We start from the raw sequence: 21,869 nt of genomic DNA on the forward strand, positions 1-21,869 counted from the left end.
AGTGAACCGAAAAAATGTTCTCCACAAAGTCTTGACTGACTCTCACATCCCCTTTGTTTGCCACAAGACGAAGAATATATTAAGATTAGAAAGGTGTGAAAACATCTGCATGACTAAAGGAGGTCACAATGAAACACGAAGGAAACGCTTTGCCACCTTACTTGCATATGGACAATGGAGAGCTTTGGCTCACCGAAGATGATCGCGACAACTTAAAAATCAGCTATCGAATCAAAGAGGTGATTTTTGCCGAGCCGTCCGAGTACCAGCATGTGATGATTTTGGATTCGTACGATTTTGGCCGCATGCTCGTACTCGATGGCGTCGTGCAAACGACCTCGATTGACGGCCATATTTATAACGAAATGATTTCGCACGTGCCGCTGCAGTTTCATCCGGAAGCGAAGCGGGTGCTCATCATCGGCGGCGGCGACTGCGGCGCAGCTCGTGAGACGGCGAAATACGCTCATCTTGAAGCCATCGACATGGTGGAAATCGACGAAAAAGTCGTCCGGGCGTGCAAAGAGCATTTGCCAGCCGTCTCCGGCAACTTATCGGATCCGCGCGTGCGGTTTGTTTATGATGATGGCGTCAAGTTTGTGCAAGGGAAGGAAAGCGTCTACGACGTCATTATGATCGACTCGTCCGACCCAGTCGGCCCGGCGGAAGCCTTGTTTTCACCGGAGTTTTACGCCAACGTCCATCGCGCGTTGAAAGCGGATGGGCTGATGGTCTGCCAAAGCCAGTCGCCGATTTTCCATCTGGATATTTTGAAGCGGACGTACCGCAATATTCGCGAACTGTTCCCGCATGTGCTTGTGTACACCGCCGTGGTGCCGACGTATCCAGGAGGGTTGTGGAGCTTTACGATCGGCTCGAAACGGCCGCTCGATTTTCCGGTGCAGACTACCATTCCAAATGACACGAAATATGTGAACGATGGGATCTTTCGCCAATGTTTCGCGTTGCCGGCATTTTTGCGTTCGGCGCTTGAGGTGGAATAACCGCTTGGCATCAAAAAAGCTGTCCCCCACAAAGCAGGGACAGCTTTTTCGTGTTGCTTGAATCCGTTCTGTTTTATGGAGCAGGTGGGTTGTGAGACAATGCCCGCTTAGCAAGCCATTGAAGCGTCAAGTCGTCAGCAGGCGGGTTGTAGAGCCCAGCGCGGACGTCACGGTAATGCCGCTGAAGCGGATTGTCAGCAAACAAGCTTTGTCCGCCGACAATGCGCATCGCCCAATCGACGACTTCAAGCGCGGTATTGGTGGCGACCAATTTGGCTGTTGCCAACTCCTCTTTCATTTCCATCCGTTTTTCCGGATAGCGATCCCATAAATCGGCGACCGCGTACAGGAAATGGCGCGCATGGGTGAGGCGCCATTCCATTTCAGCGATTTTCCGCTGTACTTCGGGCGTCGAGGCGATTGGGTGAGGCAGGGTATTAGGCTGGTACGTCTTGGCAAAGCGAAGCGCCTCATTGCGCGCCGCAATGGCGATGCCTAAGTAACAAGCCGGCACGTGCAACAGCCATCCTTGCGCCGGAGCGGCTTCGTTCGCTTCTCCAAGCGTCTCTACGAGCGCCTCTTGGTCGACTTCGACTTCTTCAAGAACAAGATCATCGCTGCGCGTCGCCCGCATGCCAAGCGTATTCCACGTCGGCTCGATGCGAATGCCTGGAGCAGACATCGGCACGAGAAATTCACCGACCCGACCGTCTTCCATCGTGGCGGAAATTAAGACGTAATCGAGCGCAGGGGCTAACGATGCAAATGTCTTTCGCCCCCGAAGCACAAAGCGGCCATGGCGAAAGACGGCCGTCGTTTCCGGTTTACCGCCGCGCGCCGGGCTGCCAGTTGTCCGTTCAGAGTGGGCGCTGTTGATGAGCACGTGGCGGCAAACGACTTCATTCGCCAAACGGGTGAGAACGGGCTCCGGCCAGCGGCGAAGCAAAAACAGCCGCATGAGAATGCTGGCGTGCCAACCAAACGACAATGCCGTTGCCCCAGAACCTTGGGCAATCGTCTCTTGCACGAGCACGAGCTCATAAAGCGACGCCCCTTGGCCGCCGTATTCAGTCGGGACGGTCAAGGAAAGGAATCCAGCCTCTTTTAAATCGGCAAAATCGGCAAATGGAAACGTTGCCTGTTCGTCATCATGCGCCGCCCTTTCCGCAAACCGTTCCGCAAGGCGACGCGCTTGGTTGTACAATTGTTGCTCCCGATCGGTTCGCACAAGCAAATGGTACAATTCGTTCATCGGTTCTCCCCTTCTTTTGGTCAAGATGCCTTTATTGTACCGAGTTCTGGCTAGGACTGAAAACAAAAACGCACGGGAAAATGACCGTCCTTGCTCTCGGAAGCTTAAAAGAGAAAGAAATGCCGAATGTACCGATCATCGTCACGGTGGACGAACTCATTTTTCCCAGCATCGTACTCGTATTCCTCCTGCCAGCGGCGGCCATAGCGGGCGATTTGACGGACGGCGCGGATGACCGCATACACTTCTTCGTTCGTCATCGTAGGATGGAGCGACAGACGCACCCATCCTGGTTTGGCGAGAGGATTGCCGTTTTTGACTTCTTGAAGCAACATAGCGGATTGTTCCTTGTCGATGCCAAGCAAATAGTGGCCGTATGGTCCGGCGCAGGAACAGCCGCCGCGCGCTTGAATGCCGAAGCGATCATTCAGCAGTTTGACAACAAGGTTGTAATGCAATCCATCTATGACAAATGAGATGATGCCAAGACGGTCGTCCCGATGTCCTTCAAGCACGCGAACGCCGGGAGTGCTTTTTAGCGCCGGCAAAAGAAGGGAAACAAGTTCCTTTTCGCGGGCGCGCATCTGTTTTACGTTCATTTGCTCTTTCAGCTGGATGGCCAACGCTGCCTTGATGGTTTGCCAAAACGGCGGTGTTCCGCCATCTTCGCGTTCCTCAATGGCTTGGATGTATTCATAGTTCCCCCACGGGTCAGTCCAGTACACCGTCCCGCCGCCGGGGTGATCCGGAGCGTGCTGATGATAAAGCCGGCTGTCAAAGATGAGCACGCCGGCGCTTCCCGGCCCCCCGAGAAACTTATGGGGGGAGAAATAAATGGCATCAAGCTGCTCCATTGGGTCGTCCGGATGCATATCGATGCGGACGTACGGAGCGGAAGCAGCAAAATCAACAAAGCAAAGGCCGCCATGCTCGTGCATGATTTTCGCCAGCTTATGATATGGGGTTTCCAACCCCGTGACGTTCGAGCAAGCAGTAAAGGCACCGATTTTTTGCGGTCGATCTCGGTAGCGCTCCAGCAGCTCGCGCAAATGGTCAAGATCGACATCCCCGTTTTCTGTCGGACGGACCGCCACGACTTCCGCGATGGTTTCCACCCATGGCAATAAATTTGAATGGTGCTCCATATGGGTGACAAAAACGACTGGCCGCTCCTCATCATGAAGGGACAAGCGGCGCTTCCACCGTTCCGGTACGCGCAAGCCAAGCAGACGCTGCAGCTTGTTGACGGCGCTTGTGGTCCCGGCGCCTTGCATAATCAAGACATCGTTTTTCCCGGCATGAACGTGCTGTTTGATGATTTCTTTTGCATAGCGATAGGCAAGCGTCGTTTTCGTTCCGGTCACATTCGATTCCGTATGCGTGTTGCCGACAAATGGACCGAGCTCATGCGTCAGCTTCTCTTCAATCGGCCGGTACAGCCGCCCGCTTGCCGTCCAGTCGGCGTAAATAAGCCGCTGTTTGCCAAACGGCGTAGAAAACGGATGAAAGCGGCCGATCGTTCCATCGCGAAACGGCTGAAAATACGTCTCAAGCTCTCCGCGGCATGTATACACCGCATTGCCGATCACAGCGTGAATGGCCATGTTGATTCCCCCTTTCCGCCATTTCGTCTATTTACAAAGTATGTCGCCTTCGGTGGTTCGGTCCAAAAAACGTGGGAAAGTTGAAAATGAAAAATCCGCCGTACAGGCGGATGGTATTCACTCCCTTTTTTTGCACGATAACGGTGAAATCGTTTCCCCCACGGACGGCACAAGGTATTCGGCAAGCATGGTCCGCAAGTCATCAGGCAACGGTTCGCTCGTTTGGGTTTGGAAATTGAAATGGACGACCGCTGCCTCTCCGATGGCGATCAGTCTTCCTGTTTCCTCTTCCATGATGCGATGAATGCATTGAAAGCTTTTATTGCCGATCCGGGAGACATTGGTTTCCACGCGCAATCGTCGTCCGAAGAATCCTTGGTTGATAAAATCGCACTTGGTGGAAGCTAAAATAAAATGCCAGTCCTCCGTTCGCCCGACGTAACGCAATTCATCAAACAGGCGGGTGCGCGCTTCTTCTAAATAAATAAAATAGCTAATGTTGCTTAAATGTCCGAGCGCATCAGTTTCACAAAAGCGTGGGTTGACGGTAATGATGTGCGTCTTCATTTCTCCCTCTTCCTTTCTTGCCTTTTTTTTGCCCCTTTCGCCCACAATATTCGTTTGGGTGAGCATGGGGCGTGACTGAGTTCGATTTGTAGCTACCAACTAGTCAGTATGTTGTTTTTATCATACTCCGGTTGATTTAGATGTGCAATTGTTTTGTTTTGGATTATTGATTATTTAGAACATTGTTTGTGATATAAAATGTTGTGACGAATCCAGTACGTCGCCGCGAAAGGATGAAAATCTCCTTCAATTAAGTTGAATTTTTGGTTTACACTTCGCCGATTGCCTAACACATTAGATTGCATCCGCATGTATCGAAGTGCAAATGGTAACGAACAAATTGGAAATTCTTTATTGGAACCTATATAGTTTTGACATTTTCAGGGTAGATAAAAAAAGCCCGGCGAGGGCAGACGGGGCGTCTGCGGTCAACCGGCCCAAAGCGGCAAAAGAACGTATCCAAAGAGCGACACGCCGGCGCAAAGGAGAGAGATGCGCAGTTTATATTTCGCATAGCTCATCAAGTCCATATCCATAATGGCTGCGGTTGTAATCGTCGTATCGCCAAGCGGCGAAGCAAAGGCGCCAAACGTCCCGCTCGCAAACACAGCGCCGACTGTCACCTCGAGCGGCGCCCCGGTCGCATGGGAAAGCGTGACGCCAAGCGGCATCAAAATGCCCCACGTTCCCCATGAAGAACCGATAAAGTATGATAAAAACGATCCGACCAAAAACACGGCCGCTGGCACGAATGCCCCCGGCAGCCATGTGCCGAACGTCGACGACACGTACTCCGCAAATCCGAGTTCCCCTGCCACCGCCGAGACCGCCCATACGAGAACGAGCATGCCGATCGGCGCCATCATTTCGTTACCCCCAGCAAAAAAATGGTACGTCAGCTCTGAAAGTGATTGTCGGCGCCATAAATAAAACGCCATCGACAAAAGGATGGTCACAAACAACGCCAACAGCATCGCCCATGTCGCATCGGCCGCGGAAAACGCCTCCCACCAATTCTCTGCCCCGCGTTTCCTCCCGTCGTACACGAAAAAGGCAAACGTCAGCGCGATTAACAGCGCCAGCGGGACAAACAAGTGCAACGGCTCCCCGTTGATCAGCGCCAGCTCCTTGCGCAATCCGAGCCCGTGCAGTGTATTCGTTTCCCCTTCTCCTTTTTTCGCCCGCGGTTTGCCGATCCGGATGTTCAACATCGTCGTCAACACCCCGACGGCCAGAGCGACAATCGCAAACAAGTTGTACGGCAGGCTGCGCAAAAACACGTCATACGGCGATTCGTGAATGTCGTTTTGCTCAAGCGCCGCGGCGACAACAGAAGTCATAAAGCCGACGAACGCTGTCGCCGCTGGCAAAAGCACGATGATCGGCTCGGTCGAGACGTCGATCATGTACGCCATGCGGCGGCGGTCGATGCGAAACTGGCGAAGGACCGCTTTCATCACTGGTCCAAGGAGCATAATGCGAAACATCGGCATAAAAAACGTCACCGGCACCGTCAGCCAAACGAACAACAAAATCCCCCGCTTCGAGCGGATGCGGCCGGAGAGTCTCTCGACAAACCCTTTGATCCCGCCGGTAATTTGCATCATGCCGACAAGCGAACCGAACAAATACAAAAACGCGGCCACCTTCATATGCTCCGGATCGGTCAGGGCGTGAAGAACAGCGGAAACAGCGCGCTCAATCGCGCCGACAGCCGACCACTCAAGGCAAAACGCTCCGACGAGCAATCCGGCCACGAGGCCGGGCAAAATTTCTTTCAGCCATACCGCCAACGGAATGATGAGCAGAAAAGGCAACAGCGACCACCATGTTCCTTCCACGTCGGCGCCTCCTTTGCGATGATGTTGTTACCAAGAAGGATAGCCATAATGCAGTTTTTTTATGATTTTCATTGAAGATTTAGAACATAGTTTTATTTATAAAATTTATGTTGCCCGCGCAAACAAAAAAAGCCGCGCTGCAGTTTGCAGCGTGGCCCACACTTCCATCCGCCCCGGGCTGGCTCCCAAACAACCTGGGGCACAGAAGGCGTTGTCATTTCCGGCGCGCAAAATCGACAAATCGGAACTTGTCGAGCCGGTGACGCGATTCCGTGTATTGAAACAATGCAGCATCGCTTAAATACACGTAGTTTTTGACGACAACGACGCGGTCATCGCCATGCAAATCCAAATAGCGCCGGTCTTCGTCCGTCGCTTCGTCGACCGATATTTCTTTTTTCGCAAAGCTGATCGGCAAATGCAGCTTCGTTTCCAAGTATTCATAGATCGAGTCTTCACAAATCTCTTTCGTCAATAGCGGCACATGCTTTTTCAGAAAAAAGTCTTTATCCAAAATAATCCGCTCTCCGCCGATTTCACGGACGCGCACGACTTTCCAGACTTCGTCTTTGCTTGAGGCGCGCAGATGCTGCCTGAGCTCGCGATCCGGCTTGATGATCGCCAGTTCATGCACGATCGTCCGCACCGGCTGCTTCATCGTCTGCGCCAGTTCTTTAAAGCTGACCAATCCGGATACGGGAAAGTCATATTTGCCGACGTCAAGGACGATAGATCCTTTTCCTTTCATTTTTTGGATATAGCCGTGCTCGGACAACAAATGGAGCGCTTTGCGAATCGTCTCGCGCGATGTCTCATATCGGGCGGCCAGCTCGTGTTCCGATGGCAGCTTGTCGTACGCCTTCCATTCTCCGCGGCGGATGCGGGAAATGAGGTCATGGTAAATGGTTAAATATTTGTTTTCATGCATAAGAATCACCGCTTGTATTGTATCACGGCCGGCGCAAAAGATAAACAACCGATTCGTATGGGCGCAGTTGCATGCGGCGAAAATCGGCCGGCGCGTCCGAATAATTGGCAAGCAGCAGTTCTCCCGTATAGCCATCGGCTCCCGCTTCTTTCGGCAGCGTGAACGTCGTTTCGACTGGATAAAAATTGTTGACAACAAGCAGCTTTTCTCCATCGCCATGACGCATATAGGCGAAAATATGCGGATCGTCCGCAAGCAACAGCTCATAGCGCCCGGTCGTAATGAGATCATACTGTTTGCGCAGCTCAATCAGCCGCTTATAATGGTAGAAAATCGAGTCGCGGTCGGCGAGCGCCTGTTTCACGTTAATGCGCCGGTAGTTGTCGGCGACGCGAATCCACGGCGTCCCAGACGTGAAACCGGCATGCGGGCTGTCGTCCCATTGCATCGGCGTGCGGGAATTGTCGCGCGATTTTCGCTGCAAAATTTCCATCACTTCTTGCTCGCTTTTGCCTTGTTCTCGCAAAATCCGGTACATGTTGAGCGACTCAACGTCGCGGTAGTCGCGAATATCGGTGAATTTCGGGTCGGTCATGCCGATTTCTTCGCCTTGGTAAATGTATGGTGTCCCTTGCATTAAATGGATCGTCGTCGCCAACATTTTGGCTGATTCTTTCCAATACGTCCCGTCATCGCCATAGCGCGACACGATGCGCGGCTGATCGTGGTTGCACCAAAAGAGCGCATTCCAGCCCCCGCCTTCATACATCCGGACTTGCCATTCGGACAAAATGCGTTTTAAAGCTAGAAAGTCAAATGGGGCGACCGCCCATTTTTCCCCATTCGGGTAATCGACCTTCAAGTGATGGAAGTTAAACGTCATATTGAGCTCGTGGTTTTCCGGGTTCGTGTAGCGGATGCAATGATCGATCGTCGTCGACGACATTTCCCCCACTGTCATGATGTCGTATTTTGAAAACACCTCTCGATTCATTTCCTGCAAAAACTCATGAATGCGCGGTCCGTCCGTATAAAAGCGGCGCCCGTCCCCCGGCGGCACCGAACCGTCGTCATCCGGGAAGCGCTGATCTTTTGACAACAAGTTGATGACGTCAAGCCGAAAGCCGTCCACTCCTTTTTGGAGCCAAAAATGCATCATGTCATAAATGCGGCGGCGCAGCTCTTCGTTTTCCCAGTTCAAGTCCGCTTGTGTCACATCGAACAAATGCAAGTAATATTGGCCGGTTTGTTCGTCGTATTCCCACGCCGAGCCGCCGAATTTCGATTGCCAGTTGTTCGGCGCTCCGCCGTCCGGCTTCGGGTCGCGCCAAATGTAAAACGAGCGGTATGGGTTCGTTTTCGAGGAGCGCGCCTGCTTAAACCATTCATGGTCGGTTGAGGTATGGTTGACGACCATGTCCATCACCAGCTTCATGCCGCGCGCATGCACTTCGTGAAGCAGACGGTCAAAATCGTCCATCGTTCCGTATTCGTGATGGATGCGGAAATAATCGCTGATGTCATAACCGTTGTCGCGCTGCGGCGACGCGTAGATCGGCGTCAGCCAAATGACATCGACGCCCAGTTCTTGTAGATAATCGAGCTTCTCGATCACGCCCGGCAAATCGCCGATGCCGTCTCCATTCGTGTCGTAGAAGCTTTTCGGATAAATTTGATAAACGACCGCTTTTTTCCACCAAGGGGTTGCTCGCATCTCTCTTCACCTCGTTCGTCAGGATAAAAACATACCATTGGCATCGGCGGCCAATGGTATGGTGGTAAATGGATGATTTCGCACATCGTTCTCTTGCGTCAACACACGGCAATCATGAGCGGGCGGCTTTACGCACTTTCCCAAAGACAAACGTCAGCGCAAACGGCACCACAATCGCGATCGCCATGCCGATAAAGAACGGCGTCCACTTTTGCGGCACGATCGACAAGAAACCCGGCAGGCCGCCGACACCGATCGACGGAGCGATGACTTTATTGAGCGTAATAAACATGCCGGCGATCGCCGCTCCGGTCATCGCTGCGATAAACGGGAAACGAAAGCGCAAGTTGACCCCGAACATCGCCGGTTCCGTGATGCCTAAATACGCGGAAACAGCCGACGTAAACGACAAACCGCGCAGCTTTTCCTCCTTCGCGACAAACATCATCGCCAACGCTGCCGAACCTTGGGCGATGTTGGACATGACCAAAATCGGCCATAAGAATGTGCCGCCGGTATTGGCAATCAGCTGCAAGTCAACCGGCAAGAACGTATGGTGCATCCCGGTGACGACAAGCGGCGCATACAGCGCTCCATACAACAATCCTCCAAGAGCCGGAACCGTGTCAAAAATCGTGACAAACAAGTGGGTAATGGCATTGCCGATCGCAAATGTGACCGGCCCAATAGCGATGAACGCCAAAAAGCCCGTAATGAGCAACGCAAGCGGCGCGACAAGCAACAGCTGAAACGCATCCGGAATGCGCTTGCGCAAAAACAGCTCAAGCTTCGCCAGCACGTAGGAAGCCACCAACACCGGCAGCACTTGCCCTTGGTAGCCGACTTTTTGCACTTCAAAGCCGAACAAGTTCCAAACCGGAATCTCTCCTTTTTCTTTCGCCGCTCCCCAGCCCCAAGCGTTGAGCAAATCTGGGTGGACGAGCATCAAACCAAGGACAATCCCTAAGAGCGGGCTGCCGCCGAATTTCGTCACTGCTGACCAGCCGATCAAACCGGGCAGGAAGACGAACGCCGTATTGGCGATCAAGTTGATCATGTTCGCCAAATCGGCCCATTCTTTGTGCACCTCGACAAACGATTTCCCTTCGTAAAAAATGCCTGGGCCTGTCAAGACGTTGTTAATACCCATTAACAAACCGGCCGTCACGATCGCCGGCAAGATGGGAATGAAAATATCAGCCAGCGTCTTAATCGCGCGTTGCAGCGGATTGAGCTTCGCTTCCGCAGCGTCTTTCATCTCCTGCTTTGTCGCCCGGCCGATGCCCGTCAGCTCGATGAGGTCGTCATACACTTTATCGACAAGCCCTTGGCCGATGACGACTTGAAACTGGCCGTTTGCGGAAAACGACCCTTTGACGACATCGATGCGCTCAAGCGCTTCCTTATTGACTTTTCCTTCCTCTTTGAGCGCAAACCGAAGCCGGGTCACACAATGCGTGGCGGCGACGATGTTTTCTTTGCCGCCGATGGCTTCAACGATTTGCGCGGCTGCTTGTTGGTATGCCCCCATGATGAACGCCTCCCTTTTCTTTCCTTAACGACCGCTATAGCGTTAAATCGCTTTCAGCAACCGGTTGCAAACAAACTTGTATATACAACCTGAATTCATTTTATCTTGTATATACAAGTTTGTCAACATCTTTCGATGACCGCCTTCATTTTTCGACAATAGTTGTTGTTTTTTTTGCTAACTTCCACTTCTTTTGTTATGTTTTGTCAAGCGGCAGGAAAATCAACGACCAAGTAGGAAAATAAAACATAACGCAAATCAATGCCAAAAGACGAGAAAGGATGAGGGAATGCGATGAAAACCTATACACTCCGCGAAGCAGCGAAAAAAATCGGGGTCACCGCCCGCGATTTGAAACAATGGGAAAAGCAGTTCGCCGGATCGATTGCCGTCCCACGCACAACCGAGGGGGCACGCATGTACACCGACGAGCTGATCGACCGGTTTCGCCATATCCGCACTTGGCTTGAGGACGGCCGCCATCCGCGCGAAGTGGCTGAAATGATCAGGCAAATGGACGGACAACCGGCAGAGCGAGCCAACGAGACAGCCGCTCAAGTGGAAACAGCCGTCATGGAAGGGGAAATCATCGATGTGCCCCGCCTGCTGCATCAAGGGATGCCATACATAGCCGAGCAGTTGGCGGCCCGCTTAAAAGACGATATCGTCGACGCCTTGAAACAGGAAACGACAGCCACGGTCCGGCAAGCGATGGATGAGGTGAAAGGCCGCCTTGACTACATCGAGGAGCAAACGACGGCAGCTGCCGAAACGGTGCGCCGTTCACTCCGCGATTACGAGGACGCATGGCAGCAAAAAACGGAACAGCTGCATGAACATTTGGAAACGGTCGTCGCGTTCTGTCACGAGGAAAAGGCAAGGCAGGAAGAGGAGCGAAAACAGCTCGAACTGCGCATTTTAGAACGGGAAAAAGCGTTTCGCGAGCTCGTGTTGTCGTTTCGGCAAACCGCTGCCAGCACCAGCGCTGCTCGAACACGGGCAAATAAATGGTGGAAGTTTTGGTGAAGACGATTTTGGCATCCATGTGACAAGGGCACCCGTTTTGGATGCGCCATACCTCCGTCAAAAATCAAAAAAGGGCCCCGCCAAAACTCGGGCCCCTTTTTGCGTCATATTCGGCGGCTCTCGGCCGCATGTCGTTTGATGGCTTCGATCAAGTGCGCTTCTTCTTGTTTGGTGACATGGAGGCGGACGCCATAATAGTAGGCGTGGACAAACGGTCTTTCCCAGACAAGCTGCCCCCGCAGCGTAAAGGGGGCAGCGTTTAGCCAAAACGAGATGTCAACCAGCGTTCCCCCTGTTGAAAAGGGAAGGCGGCCTTCCGTTTCGATTTTCATCCCGTGCGGACTTAGATCGTGAATGTAGACGCTGCGCTCACCATCGGCTGTGCGCAGTTCAGCCGGGAGCGGCCGGCCAAACTGATACCGGAACGGTTCTTGACGCTTAAACCTCATCCTTCCTCCCCTTTTCCAAGCAGCTTCGTCGGTTCTTTCCAGACATCCACCACCATCCCGGCTTCGTCAGTGTCAACGACAAACGAACCCGTGCTGTAGCGGTCGGAGAGACGAAGGGAAGCGGCTTCGATCGTCTCGACCACCCCTTTTTCCGTCCGCAATCCGACCATTTCCTCATCGTTGCTGACAAAGACGGCGCCGACAACTCGGTGCGGGTTGGATTTCACTTCACGTACGATCACAACGCCGCGCTTCGCTCGTGAGGACGGCTCAAACTCGCTCATCGCCACTTTTTTCACCGCTCCGCGCTGCGTCACGACGACGAACGAGCCCCCCTTTTCTAGGCGAACGGGGCACGCAGCGGCGACAAAGTCCCCTTCCTTCAATTGAATCCCTTTCACGCCAGCCGCGCGCACGCCAACAAGGCTGATCTCCTCCTCGGCAAACAAGAGCGCATGTCCATCATGCGTCGCAAGCCAAAGATGGCCGCATCCATCCGTCGCGTAGACGGCGATGACGTCATCATCCTCTTTCACATTGACGGCCACAAGCGGGCGGGTGTAGCGCTGCACTTGGTATTGAGCGAGCTCCGTTCGCTTTACGAGCCCTTGTTTCGTCACAAAGATGAGCTGCTCCCCGGTGTCAAAGGAAGAGACTGGAACAGCGGCGACGAGTTCATCGTCGCGTTCAAGCGGAATGAGATGGGAAATGTGCTGGCCGACCTCTTTCCAACGGATATCAGGGAGCGTATGCACCGGGCAGTATAAATAATAACCGCGGCGGGTGAAAAGCAAGAGCACATCGGTCGTATTCATCTCGAGCTGGGCGAGCAGCCGATCCGTTTCCTTCATGCCCATGTCTTGACCGTTTGAGGCGCTGTATGAACGATAGCTCGTCCTCTTCACATATCCTTCTTTTGTCACGGTGACGATCACGTCTTCCGCCGGAATGAGCGCCTCCACCTTCACTTTCAGCTCTTCAATCTCCTCTTCAATCACCGTCCGCCGCTCATCGGCATATTGCTTTTTCATCGCCTTCAGCTCTTTTTTGATGACGCCAAGCAGCTTCTTTTCATCTGCGAGAATCCCCGTAAGTTCCGCAATCGCTTGATCCAGTTCTTCCGCTTCTTGACGCAGCGCCGTGATGTCGGTGTTCGTCAACCGATACAGCTGGAGCGTCACGATCGCCTCGGCCTGCGCTTCGGTGAATCCGTAATGAGCCATCAGCCGTTCTTTGGCGTCGCGCTTGTCGCTTGAAGCACGAATCGTCGCAATCACCTCATCCAAAATGGAAAGCGCCCGAATCAAGCCGTCGACGATGTGCTTCCGCTCATTCGCTTTTTTCAGCTCAAAATGCGAGCGGTTGGTGACGACCTCTTTCCGGTGGGCGATGTAGGCATCCAACAGCTCCGGCAAACTCATCAGCTTCGGCCGGCGCTCATGGATCGCCACCATGTTGAAGCTGTACGGCACTTGCAAATCCGTATTTTTGTACAAGTAGTTGAGAATCGCTTCCGCATCGGCGTCTTTTTTCAATTCGATGACGATCGACAGCCCGTTCCGGTCCGTTTCATCGCGCACATCGGCGATGCCGTCGAGCTTTTTGTCGAGGCGAAGCTCGTCAATTTTTTTCACTAAATTCGCTTTGTTCACTTCATACGGCAGTTCCGTGATGACAATGTGCTTTTTCCCACCTTTTCCCTGCTCGATGGCGGCTTTGGCGCGGATGATGATTTTCCCGCGGCCGGTCTCATACGCCTTGCGGATGCCGTCTTTCCCTTGGATGATGCCGCCGGTCGGAAAATCGGGGCCAGGAAGAACCGTCATCAGCTCGTCAACAGTGCAATCCGGCCGGTCGATCCGCATCAAGACGGCGTCGATCACCTCGCCAAGCGCATGCGGCGGAATATCGGTCGCATAGCCGGCCGAAATCCCGGTCGAGCCGTTCACCAACAAATTCGGAAACATCGCCGGCAAGACGGTCGGCTCATCGGTCGTATCGTCAAAGTTCGGCACAAACGGAACCGTTTCTTTGTCAATATCGCGAAGCAACTCGGCGGCAATCGCCGACAGGCGCGCTTCCGTGTAGCGCATCGCCGCCGGCGGGTCGCCGTCGATGCTGCCGTTGTTGCCGTGCATCTCCACCAGCACGTTGCGCAGCTTCCACTCTTGGCTCATCCGCACCATCGCTTCATACACCGATGAGTCGCCGTGCGGATGAAAGTTGCCGATCACGTTTCCAACCGTTTTCGCCGCCTTGCGAAACGGTTTATCAGCCGTGTTGCCATCCATGTACATCGCATACAAAATGCGGCGCTGCACGGGCTTCAGCCCGTCGCGCGCATCCGGGAGCGCCCGGTCTTGGATAATGTATTTGCTGTAGCGGCCAAAGCGGTCGCCAAGCACGTCCTCTAACGGCATTTCCAGCAATCGTTCTGCCATCGTCATTCTCCTTTCCTAACACATCAGCGCCAAAAAGGCGGCGCCTTTTCACGCCGCCATCAGCCGATCCATCCCGGTTCCTCTTCGAGCCCGAAGGCGACGTGCGTTTCGATCCATTTGCGGCGCGGCTCGACTTTGTCGCCCATGAGCGTCGTCACCCTCCGTTCGGCGCGGGCCGCATCTTCAATGCGCACGCGGATGAGCGTACGCGTCTGTGGGTTCATCGTCGTTTCCCATAATTGATCGGCGTTCATTTCGCCGAGCCCTTTATAGCGCTGAATCGTATAGCCGCGGCCCATTTTTTTCGTAATTTCTTTCAGCTGCTCGTCCGTCCACGCATATTCGACGATTTCGTTTTTGCCGCTTTTTTTGCTGATTTTGTAAAGCGGCGGCAAGGCGATGTACACTTTTCCCGCTTCAATCAGCGGACGCATGTAGCGGTAAAAAAACGTCAAAAGCAGCACTTGAATATGGGCGCCGTCCGTGTCGGCATCGGTCATAATGATCACTTTGTCGTAGTTGACATCATCGAGCGAAAAATCAGCCCCGACGCCGCCGCCGATGGCGTGGATGATCGTATTGATTTCCTCGTTTTTCAAAATATCGCCAAGTTTCGCCTTTTCCGTGTTGATGACTTTTCCGCGCAGCGGAAGCACCGCCTGGAAGCGGCGGTCGCGCCCTTGTTTCGCCGAACCGCCCGCCGAATCGCCTTCAACGAGATAGAGCTCATTTTTTTGCGGATTGCGCCCTTGCGCCGGCGTCAGCTTGCCGCTTAAGAGCGCCTCTTTCCCTTTCCGCTTTTTGCCGCTTCTCGCCTCTTCGCGCGCTTTGCGGGCCGCTTCACGCGCCTGATAGGCCCGGATCGCTTTCTTAATGAGCATCGCGCTTACGTCCGGGTTTTCTTGCAGAAAGTACATGAGCTGCTCGGACACCACCGCATCGACGGCCGAACGCGCTTCGCTCGTTCCGAGCTTTCCTTTCGTCTGCCCTTCAAACTGCAGCAAGTGCTCTGGGATGCGCACCGAAACGACCGCGGACAACCCTTCGCGAATATCGGTTCCTTCCAAATTTTTATCTTTTTCCTTGAGCAAACCGACACGGCGGGCGTATTCGTTAAAAACGCGCGTCATCGCCGTTTTCGCACCCGCCTCATGCGTGCCGCCGTCTTTTGTGCGCACGTTGTTGACAAACGACAGCACGTTTTCCGAATAACCGTCATGAAACTGGAACGCAAACTCGACTTCAATGCCGTTTTGCTCGCCAGCAAAATAAACGACCGGGTGGAGCACATCTTTCTCCTCATTCAAATAGGCGACAAACGCTTCAATTCCGTTTTCATAGTGGAACACCTCGCGCATGCCGGTCCGTTCGTCAACGAGTTCGATTTTCAGCCCTTTTAACAAAAACGCCGATTCGCGCAGCCGTTCACTCAATGTTTCATAATCGAAGACTGTCGTGCTGAAAATCGTTGGGTCCGGCTTAAATTGAATGATGGTTCCGGTTTTGTTCGTTGTGCCGATTTTCTCTAGCGTCGTCACCGGTTTGCCTCCATGCTCAAACCGCTGCCGGTAAATGAAGCCGTCGCGATGAATCGTGACGACCAGCCATTCTGATAAGGCGTTGACAACCGACGCCCCGACTCCGTGCAGGCCGCCGCTCGTTTTATAGCCGCCTTGGCCGAATTTGCCGCCGGCATGAAGCACGGTCAAAATGACTTCCGGCGTCGGCTTGCCAAGCTTATGCATCCCGACCGGCATGCCGCGCCCTTCATCAAGGACGGTGATGCTGTTGTCTTTATGTATTTGCACCAAAATGTAATTTCCATATCCGGCCAACGCTTCATCGACCGAGTTGTCGACGATTTCATAAACAAGATGATGCAAACCGCGGCTGTCGGTGCTGCCAATGTACATCCCCGGCCGCTTCCTCACCGCCTCAAGTCCTTCTAACACTTGAATGGCATCTTCGTTATATTCGTATGCCGCTCGCTTTGCCACAAGGCCACCCCTTTCTGCCAAAACAAGAACATCTGTTTCTGTTTTATTGTATCATAAAATGACCAGCTGTCCATTGTCTTTTGACACCGCTTGACAAAATCGGACAACAGCGCCTGAAAAACGAAAGGACCATCTTAGAGAAGATGGCCGTTTCGTCAATGACGCGCTTCGCCTGTTACGGGCGTTTTGTAAGCGCATGTTCTACTTTAATGCAGCGATCCATAATCACCGTATAGCCTTTTTCTTTTAAAAACGCGTATGCTTCTTCATTGACGACGCCAAGCTGCGCCCAAAATACGTCCGCGTCGATTTGCACAAACTCGCGGGCGAGCTCCGGCAAATGTTCGGAACGGCGAAACACATCGACGATATCGACATGCCCTTCGATATCCGTCAGTTTGTCGACCGCTGGAATGCCTTCCCATTCATCGATCATCGGGTTAACCGGAATGATTTCGTATCCGGCGTCTTTCATCGCCTTCGCCACCATATACGACTCGCGCTCTGGATTGTTGGACAAGCCGACAACGGCAATCCGCTTCGCCTTGCGCAAAATGTCGCCGATTTCTTCGCGGCTTGGGTTGACAATGGGCATCGGGTTCTCTCCTTCCTTCCCTCTTTGGTTTTGCAGTACTTGTTTCGCGATCGAGAAAGAAAAATCCTTCTATGGGACGGAAAATGTTTTAGCCCCTTTTCAGAACAGCCCCTCTTCAGTTTTGGCTACAAGCTGCTTATGCGCAGTCCCCATCCCGCATACACGCCCGCTAAAAAAACAGTCGTCATGGCAATGAGGTGGACGACAATCCATCCCCATCGCCCGTAGCGGAACGAGGAAGCCGCAAGCGGGGAGCGCGCTTTTTGGGGGACGATTTTTCCGCCCATCCACTCAAAGAAAAGCAAATACAGCCACCAGGCGGTGTATGAATCCCATACATCCCACTTCTTATAATCAATCAGAGAGAGCGGCGACACAAGAGCAACCAACTCGAACAACATAATCAACTGCACCATCGCAAAGTAAAACGGCAACTTCCATGCCCAGCTTTCCGGACTGTACTTGACTCCAAACAAAACGAAAAACGGAATGACGGTTGCCATTTCAACGAGCGGAATCGGTGTATAAGGAACGAGCTTAACAGGGAAGGAGTAAAAGCCTGCATAGACAAACGCAAGGCAAAGAACGATGCCTGTCACCGCACTGAATGCATACAAAACCGCATATCTCCGTATATGCCGTTTGGCGATCCAAAAACTTCCCGCTATACTCAACATGACCGCTGAGAGTTCCACCGTCCAAACAACAGGAAGAGAAAACGTCATCATCGATCCTCCCTAACCCATTTCCCACTCCCTAAACGCTGTCTCAGACAGCACTGTTAGTATAATCCAAAGCATAGAATTTATTCCGGCGCCCTCACCGGCTTTCCACTCCATCAGGCTGCCTAGCATGGCTTAACAAACGTGCTTCGTGCAAATTTAATTATTGATGAAGAAAAGGTGTCCCGCTGTGTTTTTGGGACACCTTCCATGGATCGGACTGCATCAAACTTTCAAGAATTTCCGAAAAAAGAAATCATTGTGCAACAAACACTAAAATTTTCCCGAACGAAAAATCGAGTAAAGCAGCCAACCAAATAGAAAAGCGGACGCGCCTAATCCGATTTCAACAGCAGGAATCTTCCACAGCAGCGTCGACGGACGCCCCAATGATGAAGCGATCATCAGGCCGACGAGGACGATGCTCAGCGAAAGAAGAACGATGCTAAACGACAGCCGGTTCGTCATCTGGTCGAGCTTCTTTAGCAGCGCTTCCAAATCAGGAGCCGTGATTTCCAATCGAAGCTTGCCATGCCGCATCATTTTCGTCCATTCCTTTACGCCCTCCGGCAGTCGGAGCAGCCATTCACCATAATCAAAAATCCGCTTCCACGCTGTTTCTGCCACGCGATCAGGCCGAAGACGCTCTTTCATCAGCTTTCTCCCAAACGGTTCGGCAACGTCCATGATGCGAAACTGCGGGTCAAGCGTCTCCACAACCCCTTCGACCGTCAACAGCGCTTTTCCTAACAGCGTCAAATCGCTTGGGATGCGAATGCCATGGCGAAATGCCACCGAAAGCAAATCCTCGACGGCTTCCCCAAGACTGATCTCACCGAGCGGGACGCCGTAGTATTTCTCCCGCAGCTCGTCAAGATCATCGCGCAATTTTCCTTCATCGACTCCGTCAGGAACAATCCCTAAGCCGTAGATCGCACCCAACACCCCATCCGTGTTTTGCCGCATTAAGGCGATGATGAGTGAAGAAAGATGATGTTTGACATGGGGGCGAAGGCGGCCCATCAAGCCAAAGTCAATGAAGGAAAGCGTTCCATCGTCAAGAACAAATACATTGCCAGGATGAGGGTCGCCATGAAAAAATCCATGCTCAAACATTTGTTTAAAGGTTGCTTCAGCCAAACGCTCGGCGATCGTTTTTAAGGAGTGGCCGTTCGCTTTCAGCCGCTCGAGCTCCCCAAGTTTCATTCCTTCGACATATTCCATCGTGAGCACGGTTTTCGTCGTATAATCCCAAAACACCTTCGGGACATACACCGACGAATCGTCGGCAAACTGCTGTGCAAACCGTTCCGCATGGCGCGCCTCGACGGTATAATCCAGCTCCTGCCGTAATGAACGCGCCAGTTCATCGACAATTTCAGACAATTGGTAGGTTGCCGCCCAATCGAGACGACGTTCCGCCAGCACGGCCAAATCTTGCAAAATTTCCAGATCCGTCTCCACCCGCGCAGCGATGTGCGGACGCTGCACTTTCACCGCCACGGCTTGTCCGGAAGGAAGAACCGCCCGGTGCACTTGTCCGAGCGAAGCGGCAGCGAGCGGCGTTTCGTCAAATGAACGAAACAAGGTTTCAAGCGAGCCCCCAAGTTCTGTTTCCACCCTCCGGCGAACGTCGGCAAACGGAAACGGCGGAACTTGGTCTTGCAGTTTTTCGAGCTCGCTGATGATCGGAGCGGGAATCAAATCCGGCCGTGTGCTGGCAATTTGCCCGAGCTTCACGAACGTCGGGCCGAGCTCCTCGAGCACAAGGCGGAGCCGCTCCCCAACCGTTTTTCCTTCCTTTTTCCCTTGCTCCGCTCTCCATCGCGGCGGCAAAGAAAGAAAAGACGAAAAGCCGAGCTCATCGACGATCATCCCGAATCCGTGCCGAAGCAAGGAGGCGGCGATTTCGTGATACCTTCCGATATGGCGCATCCGTTTTCCGATCATCGGGACATCTCTCCTAAGGCGGCAAAAAGCGAGCGGACAGGCCGCATCGGTTTACTGCCCGCTTTGTTCTTTTTCCTCCAGACGGCGGATTCGCTCTTCAAGCTGCCGCACGTCTTCTTTTGTTGCCAATTCAAGCTTGTCGATCACCTGCTTGATTTGCTCGCGTACAAGCCGCTGCACTTCCGTTTTCCGCGCCTCGGTCTGCTGTTTCCATTGATCGATCACTTCCTTCGATTCGTCAAGCGACAATTCGCCTTTTTTGACAAGCTCGTCAATGATCTTTTCCACTTGTTCTTTGCTTGCAATCGCCAACCCCAGCCCGAATGCCAATCCTTTTTTCAAAATGCTCATTCGTTTGCAGCCTCCTTGTGCCATTGTGTTTTCCTTATTGTACCATTCTTTGGCGATCCATGTCGAGCTAGACGGCAGCTCTTTTGTATAGGAGACAGGTCGATGCGGCATGCTATCGTTGGACAACGATGCAAAGGAGGGGGATTTTAATGGCTGATGAACCGTTGCATTACGGAGAAGACTATCATGTTATTCCCGCGACGTCTTTGGCAAGCGGCGTCGGCGTCAGCGTGCTGCCCGATTTGTACTGCCATACGATCCAAATCGTCAACATTTGCCTCGTCGGCCGCCCTGGCGACGGCGCATTCGTCTTGATCGATGCGGGAATGCCGGGGTCAGCGGACGATATTATTTCCGCTGTTGAAGACCGCTTTGGCAGCGGCAGCCGCCCGCAAGCCATTATTTTAACCCACGGCCACTTTGACCACGTCGGAGCCTTAATTGAACTCGTCCGGGAATGGAATGTGCCGGTGTACGCCCACAAAGACGAACTGCCGTATTTAACCGGCAAAGCGCGTTATCCCGAACCGGACGCGTCCGTTGAAGGCGGACTTCTCGCCAAAATCTCGCCGTTTTTCCCAAACGAACCGATCCAGCTTGGCAGCCGCGTCCAACCTCTACCTGAGGACGGCACTGTCCCGCATTTGCCGGAGTTCCGCTGGCTGCACACCCCCGGGCACACACCGGGCCACATCTCCTTGTTCCGTCCGCGCGATGCGGCCTTGATCGCTGGCGATGCGTTTGTCACGGTCCGCCAAGACTCACTGTACAAAGTATTGACCCAGCAAACCGAAATTACCGGCCCGCCGCGCTACTATACGATCGACTGGACGGCCGCCCGCGAATCGGTGCGCAAATTGGCCGCCCTCTTCCCATCGGTCGCTGTCACGGGACACGGCGCCCCAGTAGCGGGAGACGAGTTGCGCGATGGGCTGACGAAGCTCGCTTGTGATTTTGACCGCATCGCTGTCCCAGATTACGGAAAGTACGTCCATTAACGGAGCGATCCCGCCGGCGCTTACAATGGGAAATGAAAGGCTTCCCGGTTTGAAATGATCAGCGGCAGGCCGTGGCTAAGAAAAAAGGGTGTCCCAATCGGACACCCTTACACTGTCGACAACAGCCGCCAATTTGCTACTGAAAGCGGAATCCGTGCTGCTGCAACGTCAAGACGATGCGTTCCTTCGAAATCTTTTTTTCATCAAATTGAACCTTCACTTCCCCATCTTCCGTGTCGACGAGCGAGCGCTCCACGCCGTCGAGCCCACTAAGAAGATGTTCAATGCGCGCAATGGGCTGCGGCGACGTCGCCCCATCGATATAAAAGGTAGCTTCAGCCATCCTCTTCCCTCCTTCCGCAAAAACATGCCGTTCCCCGCCGCTTATTTTGCCCGATTCCCGCCCGCATAAACGGGCCTATCGCTCCGTTAGCGATGGCATAAAAAAAGATGGCAAGAATTGCTCTTGCCATCTGTCATAAAAAATGGGCCTAAGTGGACTTGAACCACCGACCTCACGCTTATCAGGCGTGCGCTCTGACCAGCTGAGCTATAGGCCCGTTTATGAATGGAGGGGGACGGATTCGAACCGCCGAACCCAAAGGGAGCGGATTTACAGTCCGCCGCGTTTAGCCACTTCGCTACCCCTCCATAAATAAAAAATGCCGACTGCAGGACTCGAACCCGCAACCTACTGATTACGATTCAGTTGCTCTACCAATTGAGCTAAGTCGGCATGATAGAAGTAGACCGTGACTCCTTGGCTTCTGTTGTGTCCCTTCCTCTACCAGCCAATTCGAAGACGCTGGATGCGTCGGGACAACTCGAAGCAAATTCGACGATGCAGATGCTCGTCTCTACCAATTGAGCTAAGTCGGCATGATAGAAGTAGACCGTGA

Annotated in this window: 18 protein-coding genes and 3 tRNA genes; 3 read left to right on the top strand and 18 right to left on the bottom strand. The window is 53.2% G+C overall.

Annotated elements, in window-relative coordinates; all coding sequences use genetic code 11:
* The first annotated feature begins 128 nt into the window (after window positions 1-128).
* Entirely contained in the window at window positions 129-1,004 is an 876-nt protein-coding gene (speE, locus tag ETR37_RS17220; protein WP_015374870.1) for a polyamine aminopropyltransferase, read from the top strand.
* Window positions 1,005-1,077: 73 nt separating this feature from the next.
* On the opposite strand, the gene ETR37_RS17225 is transcribed toward speE, so the two are convergent.
* From ETR37_RS17225 to treP, 7 genes are all read right to left on the bottom strand, one after another.
* Window positions 1,078-2,256 (bottom strand): acyl-CoA dehydrogenase family protein, encoded by a 1,179-nt coding sequence (locus ETR37_RS17225; RefSeq protein ID WP_129447577.1) that lies wholly within the window; start codon window positions 2,254-2,256, stop codon window positions 1,078-1,080.
* A gap of 104 nt (window positions 2,257-2,360) precedes the next feature.
* Window positions 2,361-3,860, bottom strand: coding sequence for an aminotransferase class V-fold PLP-dependent enzyme (locus ETR37_RS17230; RefSeq protein ID WP_020755388.1), 1,500 nt, complete (start codon window positions 3,858-3,860; stop codon window positions 2,361-2,363).
* A gap of 117 nt (window positions 3,861-3,977) precedes the next feature.
* Window positions 3,978-4,427, bottom strand: coding sequence for an acyl-CoA thioesterase (locus tag ETR37_RS17235; protein WP_015374873.1), 450 nt, complete (start codon window positions 4,425-4,427; stop codon window positions 3,978-3,980).
* Between the two features lie 428 nt (window positions 4,428-4,855).
* The gene (locus ETR37_RS17240) at window positions 4,856-6,268 is read right to left on the bottom strand and encodes a Na+/H+ antiporter NhaC family protein (RefSeq protein WP_020755386.1); all 1,413 of its coding nucleotides are present in this window, start codon (window positions 6,266-6,268) and stop codon (window positions 4,856-4,858) included.
* A gap of 214 nt (window positions 6,269-6,482) precedes the next feature.
* Complete coding sequence (gene treR / locus ETR37_RS17245; protein WP_013523771.1) at window positions 6,483-7,196, bottom strand: trehalose operon repressor; 714 nt, start codon at window positions 7,194-7,196, stop codon at window positions 6,483-6,485.
* A gap of 22 nt (window positions 7,197-7,218) precedes the next feature.
* On the bottom strand, window positions 7,219-8,910 hold the full coding sequence (gene treC, locus ETR37_RS17250) for an alpha,alpha-phosphotrehalase (RefSeq protein ID WP_129447578.1): 1,692 nt from the start codon (window positions 8,908-8,910) through the stop codon (window positions 7,219-7,221).
* 112 nt (window positions 8,911-9,022) lie between these two features.
* Window positions 9,023-10,441, bottom strand: coding sequence for a PTS system trehalose-specific EIIBC component (treP, locus tag ETR37_RS17255; protein ID WP_060788520.1), 1,419 nt, complete (start codon window positions 10,439-10,441; stop codon window positions 9,023-9,025).
* A gap of 294 nt (window positions 10,442-10,735) precedes the next feature.
* Between treP and ETR37_RS17260 the strand changes: the two genes are divergently transcribed.
* On the top strand, window positions 10,736-11,467 hold the full coding sequence (locus tag ETR37_RS17260) for a MerR family transcriptional regulator (RefSeq protein ID WP_014195851.1): 732 nt from the start codon (window positions 10,736-10,738) through the stop codon (window positions 11,465-11,467).
* 104 nt (window positions 11,468-11,571) lie between these two features.
* Here the strand turns inward: ETR37_RS17260 and ETR37_RS17265 are convergent, their stop codons facing one another.
* The 7 genes from ETR37_RS17265 to ETR37_RS17295 form a co-directional block, all read right to left on the bottom strand.
* Entirely contained in the window at window positions 11,572-11,916 is a 345-nt protein-coding gene (locus tag ETR37_RS17265) for a PilZ domain-containing protein (RefSeq protein WP_013145319.1), read from the bottom strand.
* Window positions 11,913-14,357, bottom strand: a complete 2,445-nt coding sequence (gene parC, locus ETR37_RS17270) for a DNA topoisomerase IV subunit A (protein ID WP_015374876.1) — start codon at window positions 14,355-14,357, stop codon at window positions 11,913-11,915. The genes ETR37_RS17265 and parC overlap by 4 nt, the downstream gene beginning before the upstream one ends.
* Window positions 14,358-14,416: 59 nt before the next feature.
* On the bottom strand, window positions 14,417-16,354 hold the full coding sequence (gene parE, locus ETR37_RS17275) for a DNA topoisomerase IV subunit B (protein WP_060788519.1): 1,938 nt from the start codon (window positions 16,352-16,354) through the stop codon (window positions 14,417-14,419).
* Window positions 16,355-16,529: 175 nt separating this feature from the next.
* Window positions 16,530-16,949, bottom strand: a complete 420-nt coding sequence (locus tag ETR37_RS17280) for a CoA-binding protein (protein WP_020756535.1) — start codon at window positions 16,947-16,949, stop codon at window positions 16,530-16,532.
* A gap of 125 nt (window positions 16,950-17,074) precedes the next feature.
* Window positions 17,075-17,674: a CBO0543 family protein gene (locus ETR37_RS17285; protein ID WP_033006577.1), complete on the bottom strand. Its 600-nt coding sequence runs from the start codon at window positions 17,672-17,674 to the stop codon at window positions 17,075-17,077.
* A 270-nt stretch (window positions 17,675-17,944) separates the two neighbouring features.
* A complete protein-coding gene (locus tag ETR37_RS17290) occupies window positions 17,945-19,621 on the bottom strand; it encodes an ABC1 kinase family protein (protein ID WP_129447579.1) in 1,677 nt (558 codons plus the stop codon).
* A 51-nt stretch (window positions 19,622-19,672) separates the two neighbouring features.
* On the bottom strand, window positions 19,673-19,972 hold the full coding sequence (locus ETR37_RS17295; protein ID WP_025950623.1) for a phasin family protein: 300 nt from the start codon (window positions 19,970-19,972) through the stop codon (window positions 19,673-19,675).
* A 149-nt stretch (window positions 19,973-20,121) separates the two neighbouring features.
* Between ETR37_RS17295 and ETR37_RS17300 the strand changes: the two genes are divergently transcribed.
* Window positions 20,122-20,970 carry an MBL fold metallo-hydrolase gene (locus ETR37_RS17300; protein ID WP_033006834.1) on the top strand — a complete coding sequence of 283 codons (849 nt, stop codon included), beginning with the start codon at window positions 20,122-20,124 and terminating at the stop codon, window positions 20,968-20,970.
* A gap of 136 nt (window positions 20,971-21,106) precedes the next feature.
* Here the strand turns inward: ETR37_RS17300 and ETR37_RS17305 are convergent, their stop codons facing one another.
* From ETR37_RS17305 to ETR37_RS17320, 4 genes are all read right to left on the bottom strand, one after another.
* Window positions 21,107-21,313, bottom strand: a complete 207-nt coding sequence (locus tag ETR37_RS17305; RefSeq protein ID WP_020756836.1) for a heavy-metal-associated domain-containing protein — start codon at window positions 21,311-21,313, stop codon at window positions 21,107-21,109.
* 143 nt (window positions 21,314-21,456) lie between these two features.
* Window positions 21,457-21,530: transfer RNA gene (locus tag ETR37_RS17310), tRNA-Ile, on the bottom strand.
* A 9-nt stretch (window positions 21,531-21,539) separates the two neighbouring features.
* Window positions 21,540-21,621, bottom strand: a tRNA-Tyr gene (locus tag ETR37_RS17315).
* Window positions 21,622-21,633: 12 nt separating this feature from the next.
* A tRNA-Thr gene (locus ETR37_RS17320) sits at window positions 21,634-21,706 on the bottom strand.
* Between the last annotated feature and the right edge of the window lie 163 nt (window positions 21,707-21,869).

The organism is Geobacillus sp. PK12, assembly GCF_004123125.1.
Classification (GTDB): domain Bacteria; phylum Bacillota; class Bacilli; order Bacillales; family Anoxybacillaceae; genus Geobacillus; species Geobacillus zalihae.

Coding starts and splice junctions, on each gene's coding strand:
- speE (WP_015374870.1), top strand. CDS start 129: ATGAAACACGAAGGAAACGCTTTGCCACCTTACTTGCATATGGACAAT.
- ETR37_RS17225 (WP_129447577.1), bottom strand. CDS start 2,256: ATGAACGAATTGTACCATTTGCTTGTGCGAACCGATCGGGAGCAACAA.
- ETR37_RS17230 (WP_020755388.1), bottom strand. CDS start 3,860: ATGGCCATTCACGCTGTGATCGGCAATGCGGTGTATACATGCCGCGGA.
- ETR37_RS17235 (WP_015374873.1), bottom strand. CDS start 4,427: ATGAAGACGCACATCATTACCGTCAACCCACGCTTTTGTGAAACTGAT.
- treR (WP_013523771.1), bottom strand. CDS start 7,196: ATGCATGAAAACAAATATTTAACCATTTACCATGACCTCATTTCCCGC.
- treC (WP_129447578.1), bottom strand. CDS start 8,910: ATGCGAGCAACCCCTTGGTGGAAAAAAGCGGTCGTTTATCAAATTTAT.
- treP (WP_060788520.1), bottom strand. CDS start 10,441: ATGGGGGCATACCAACAAGCAGCCGCGCAAATCGTTGAAGCCATCGGC.
- ETR37_RS17260 (WP_014195851.1), top strand. CDS start 10,736: ATGAAAACCTATACACTCCGCGAAGCAGCGAAAAAAATCGGGGTCACC.
- ETR37_RS17265 (WP_013145319.1), bottom strand. CDS start 11,916: ATGAGGTTTAAGCGTCAAGAACCGTTCCGGTATCAGTTTGGCCGGCCG.
- parC (WP_015374876.1), bottom strand. CDS start 14,357: ATGGCAGAACGATTGCTGGAAATGCCGTTAGAGGACGTGCTTGGCGAC.
- ETR37_RS17280 (WP_020756535.1), bottom strand. CDS start 16,949: ATGCCCATTGTCAACCCAAGCCGCGAAGAAATCGGCGACATTTTGCGC.
- ETR37_RS17285 (WP_033006577.1), bottom strand. CDS start 17,674: ATGACGTTTTCTCTTCCTGTTGTTTGGACGGTGGAACTCTCAGCGGTC.
- ETR37_RS17290 (WP_129447579.1), bottom strand. CDS start 19,621: ATGATCGGAAAACGGATGCGCCATATCGGAAGGTATCACGAAATCGCC.
- ETR37_RS17295 (WP_025950623.1), bottom strand. CDS start 19,972: ATGAGCATTTTGAAAAAAGGATTGGCATTCGGGCTGGGGTTGGCGATT.
- ETR37_RS17300 (WP_033006834.1), top strand. CDS start 20,122: ATGGCTGATGAACCGTTGCATTACGGAGAAGACTATCATGTTATTCCC.
- ETR37_RS17305 (WP_020756836.1), bottom strand. CDS start 21,313: ATGGCTGAAGCTACCTTTTATATCGATGGGGCGACGTCGCCGCAGCCC.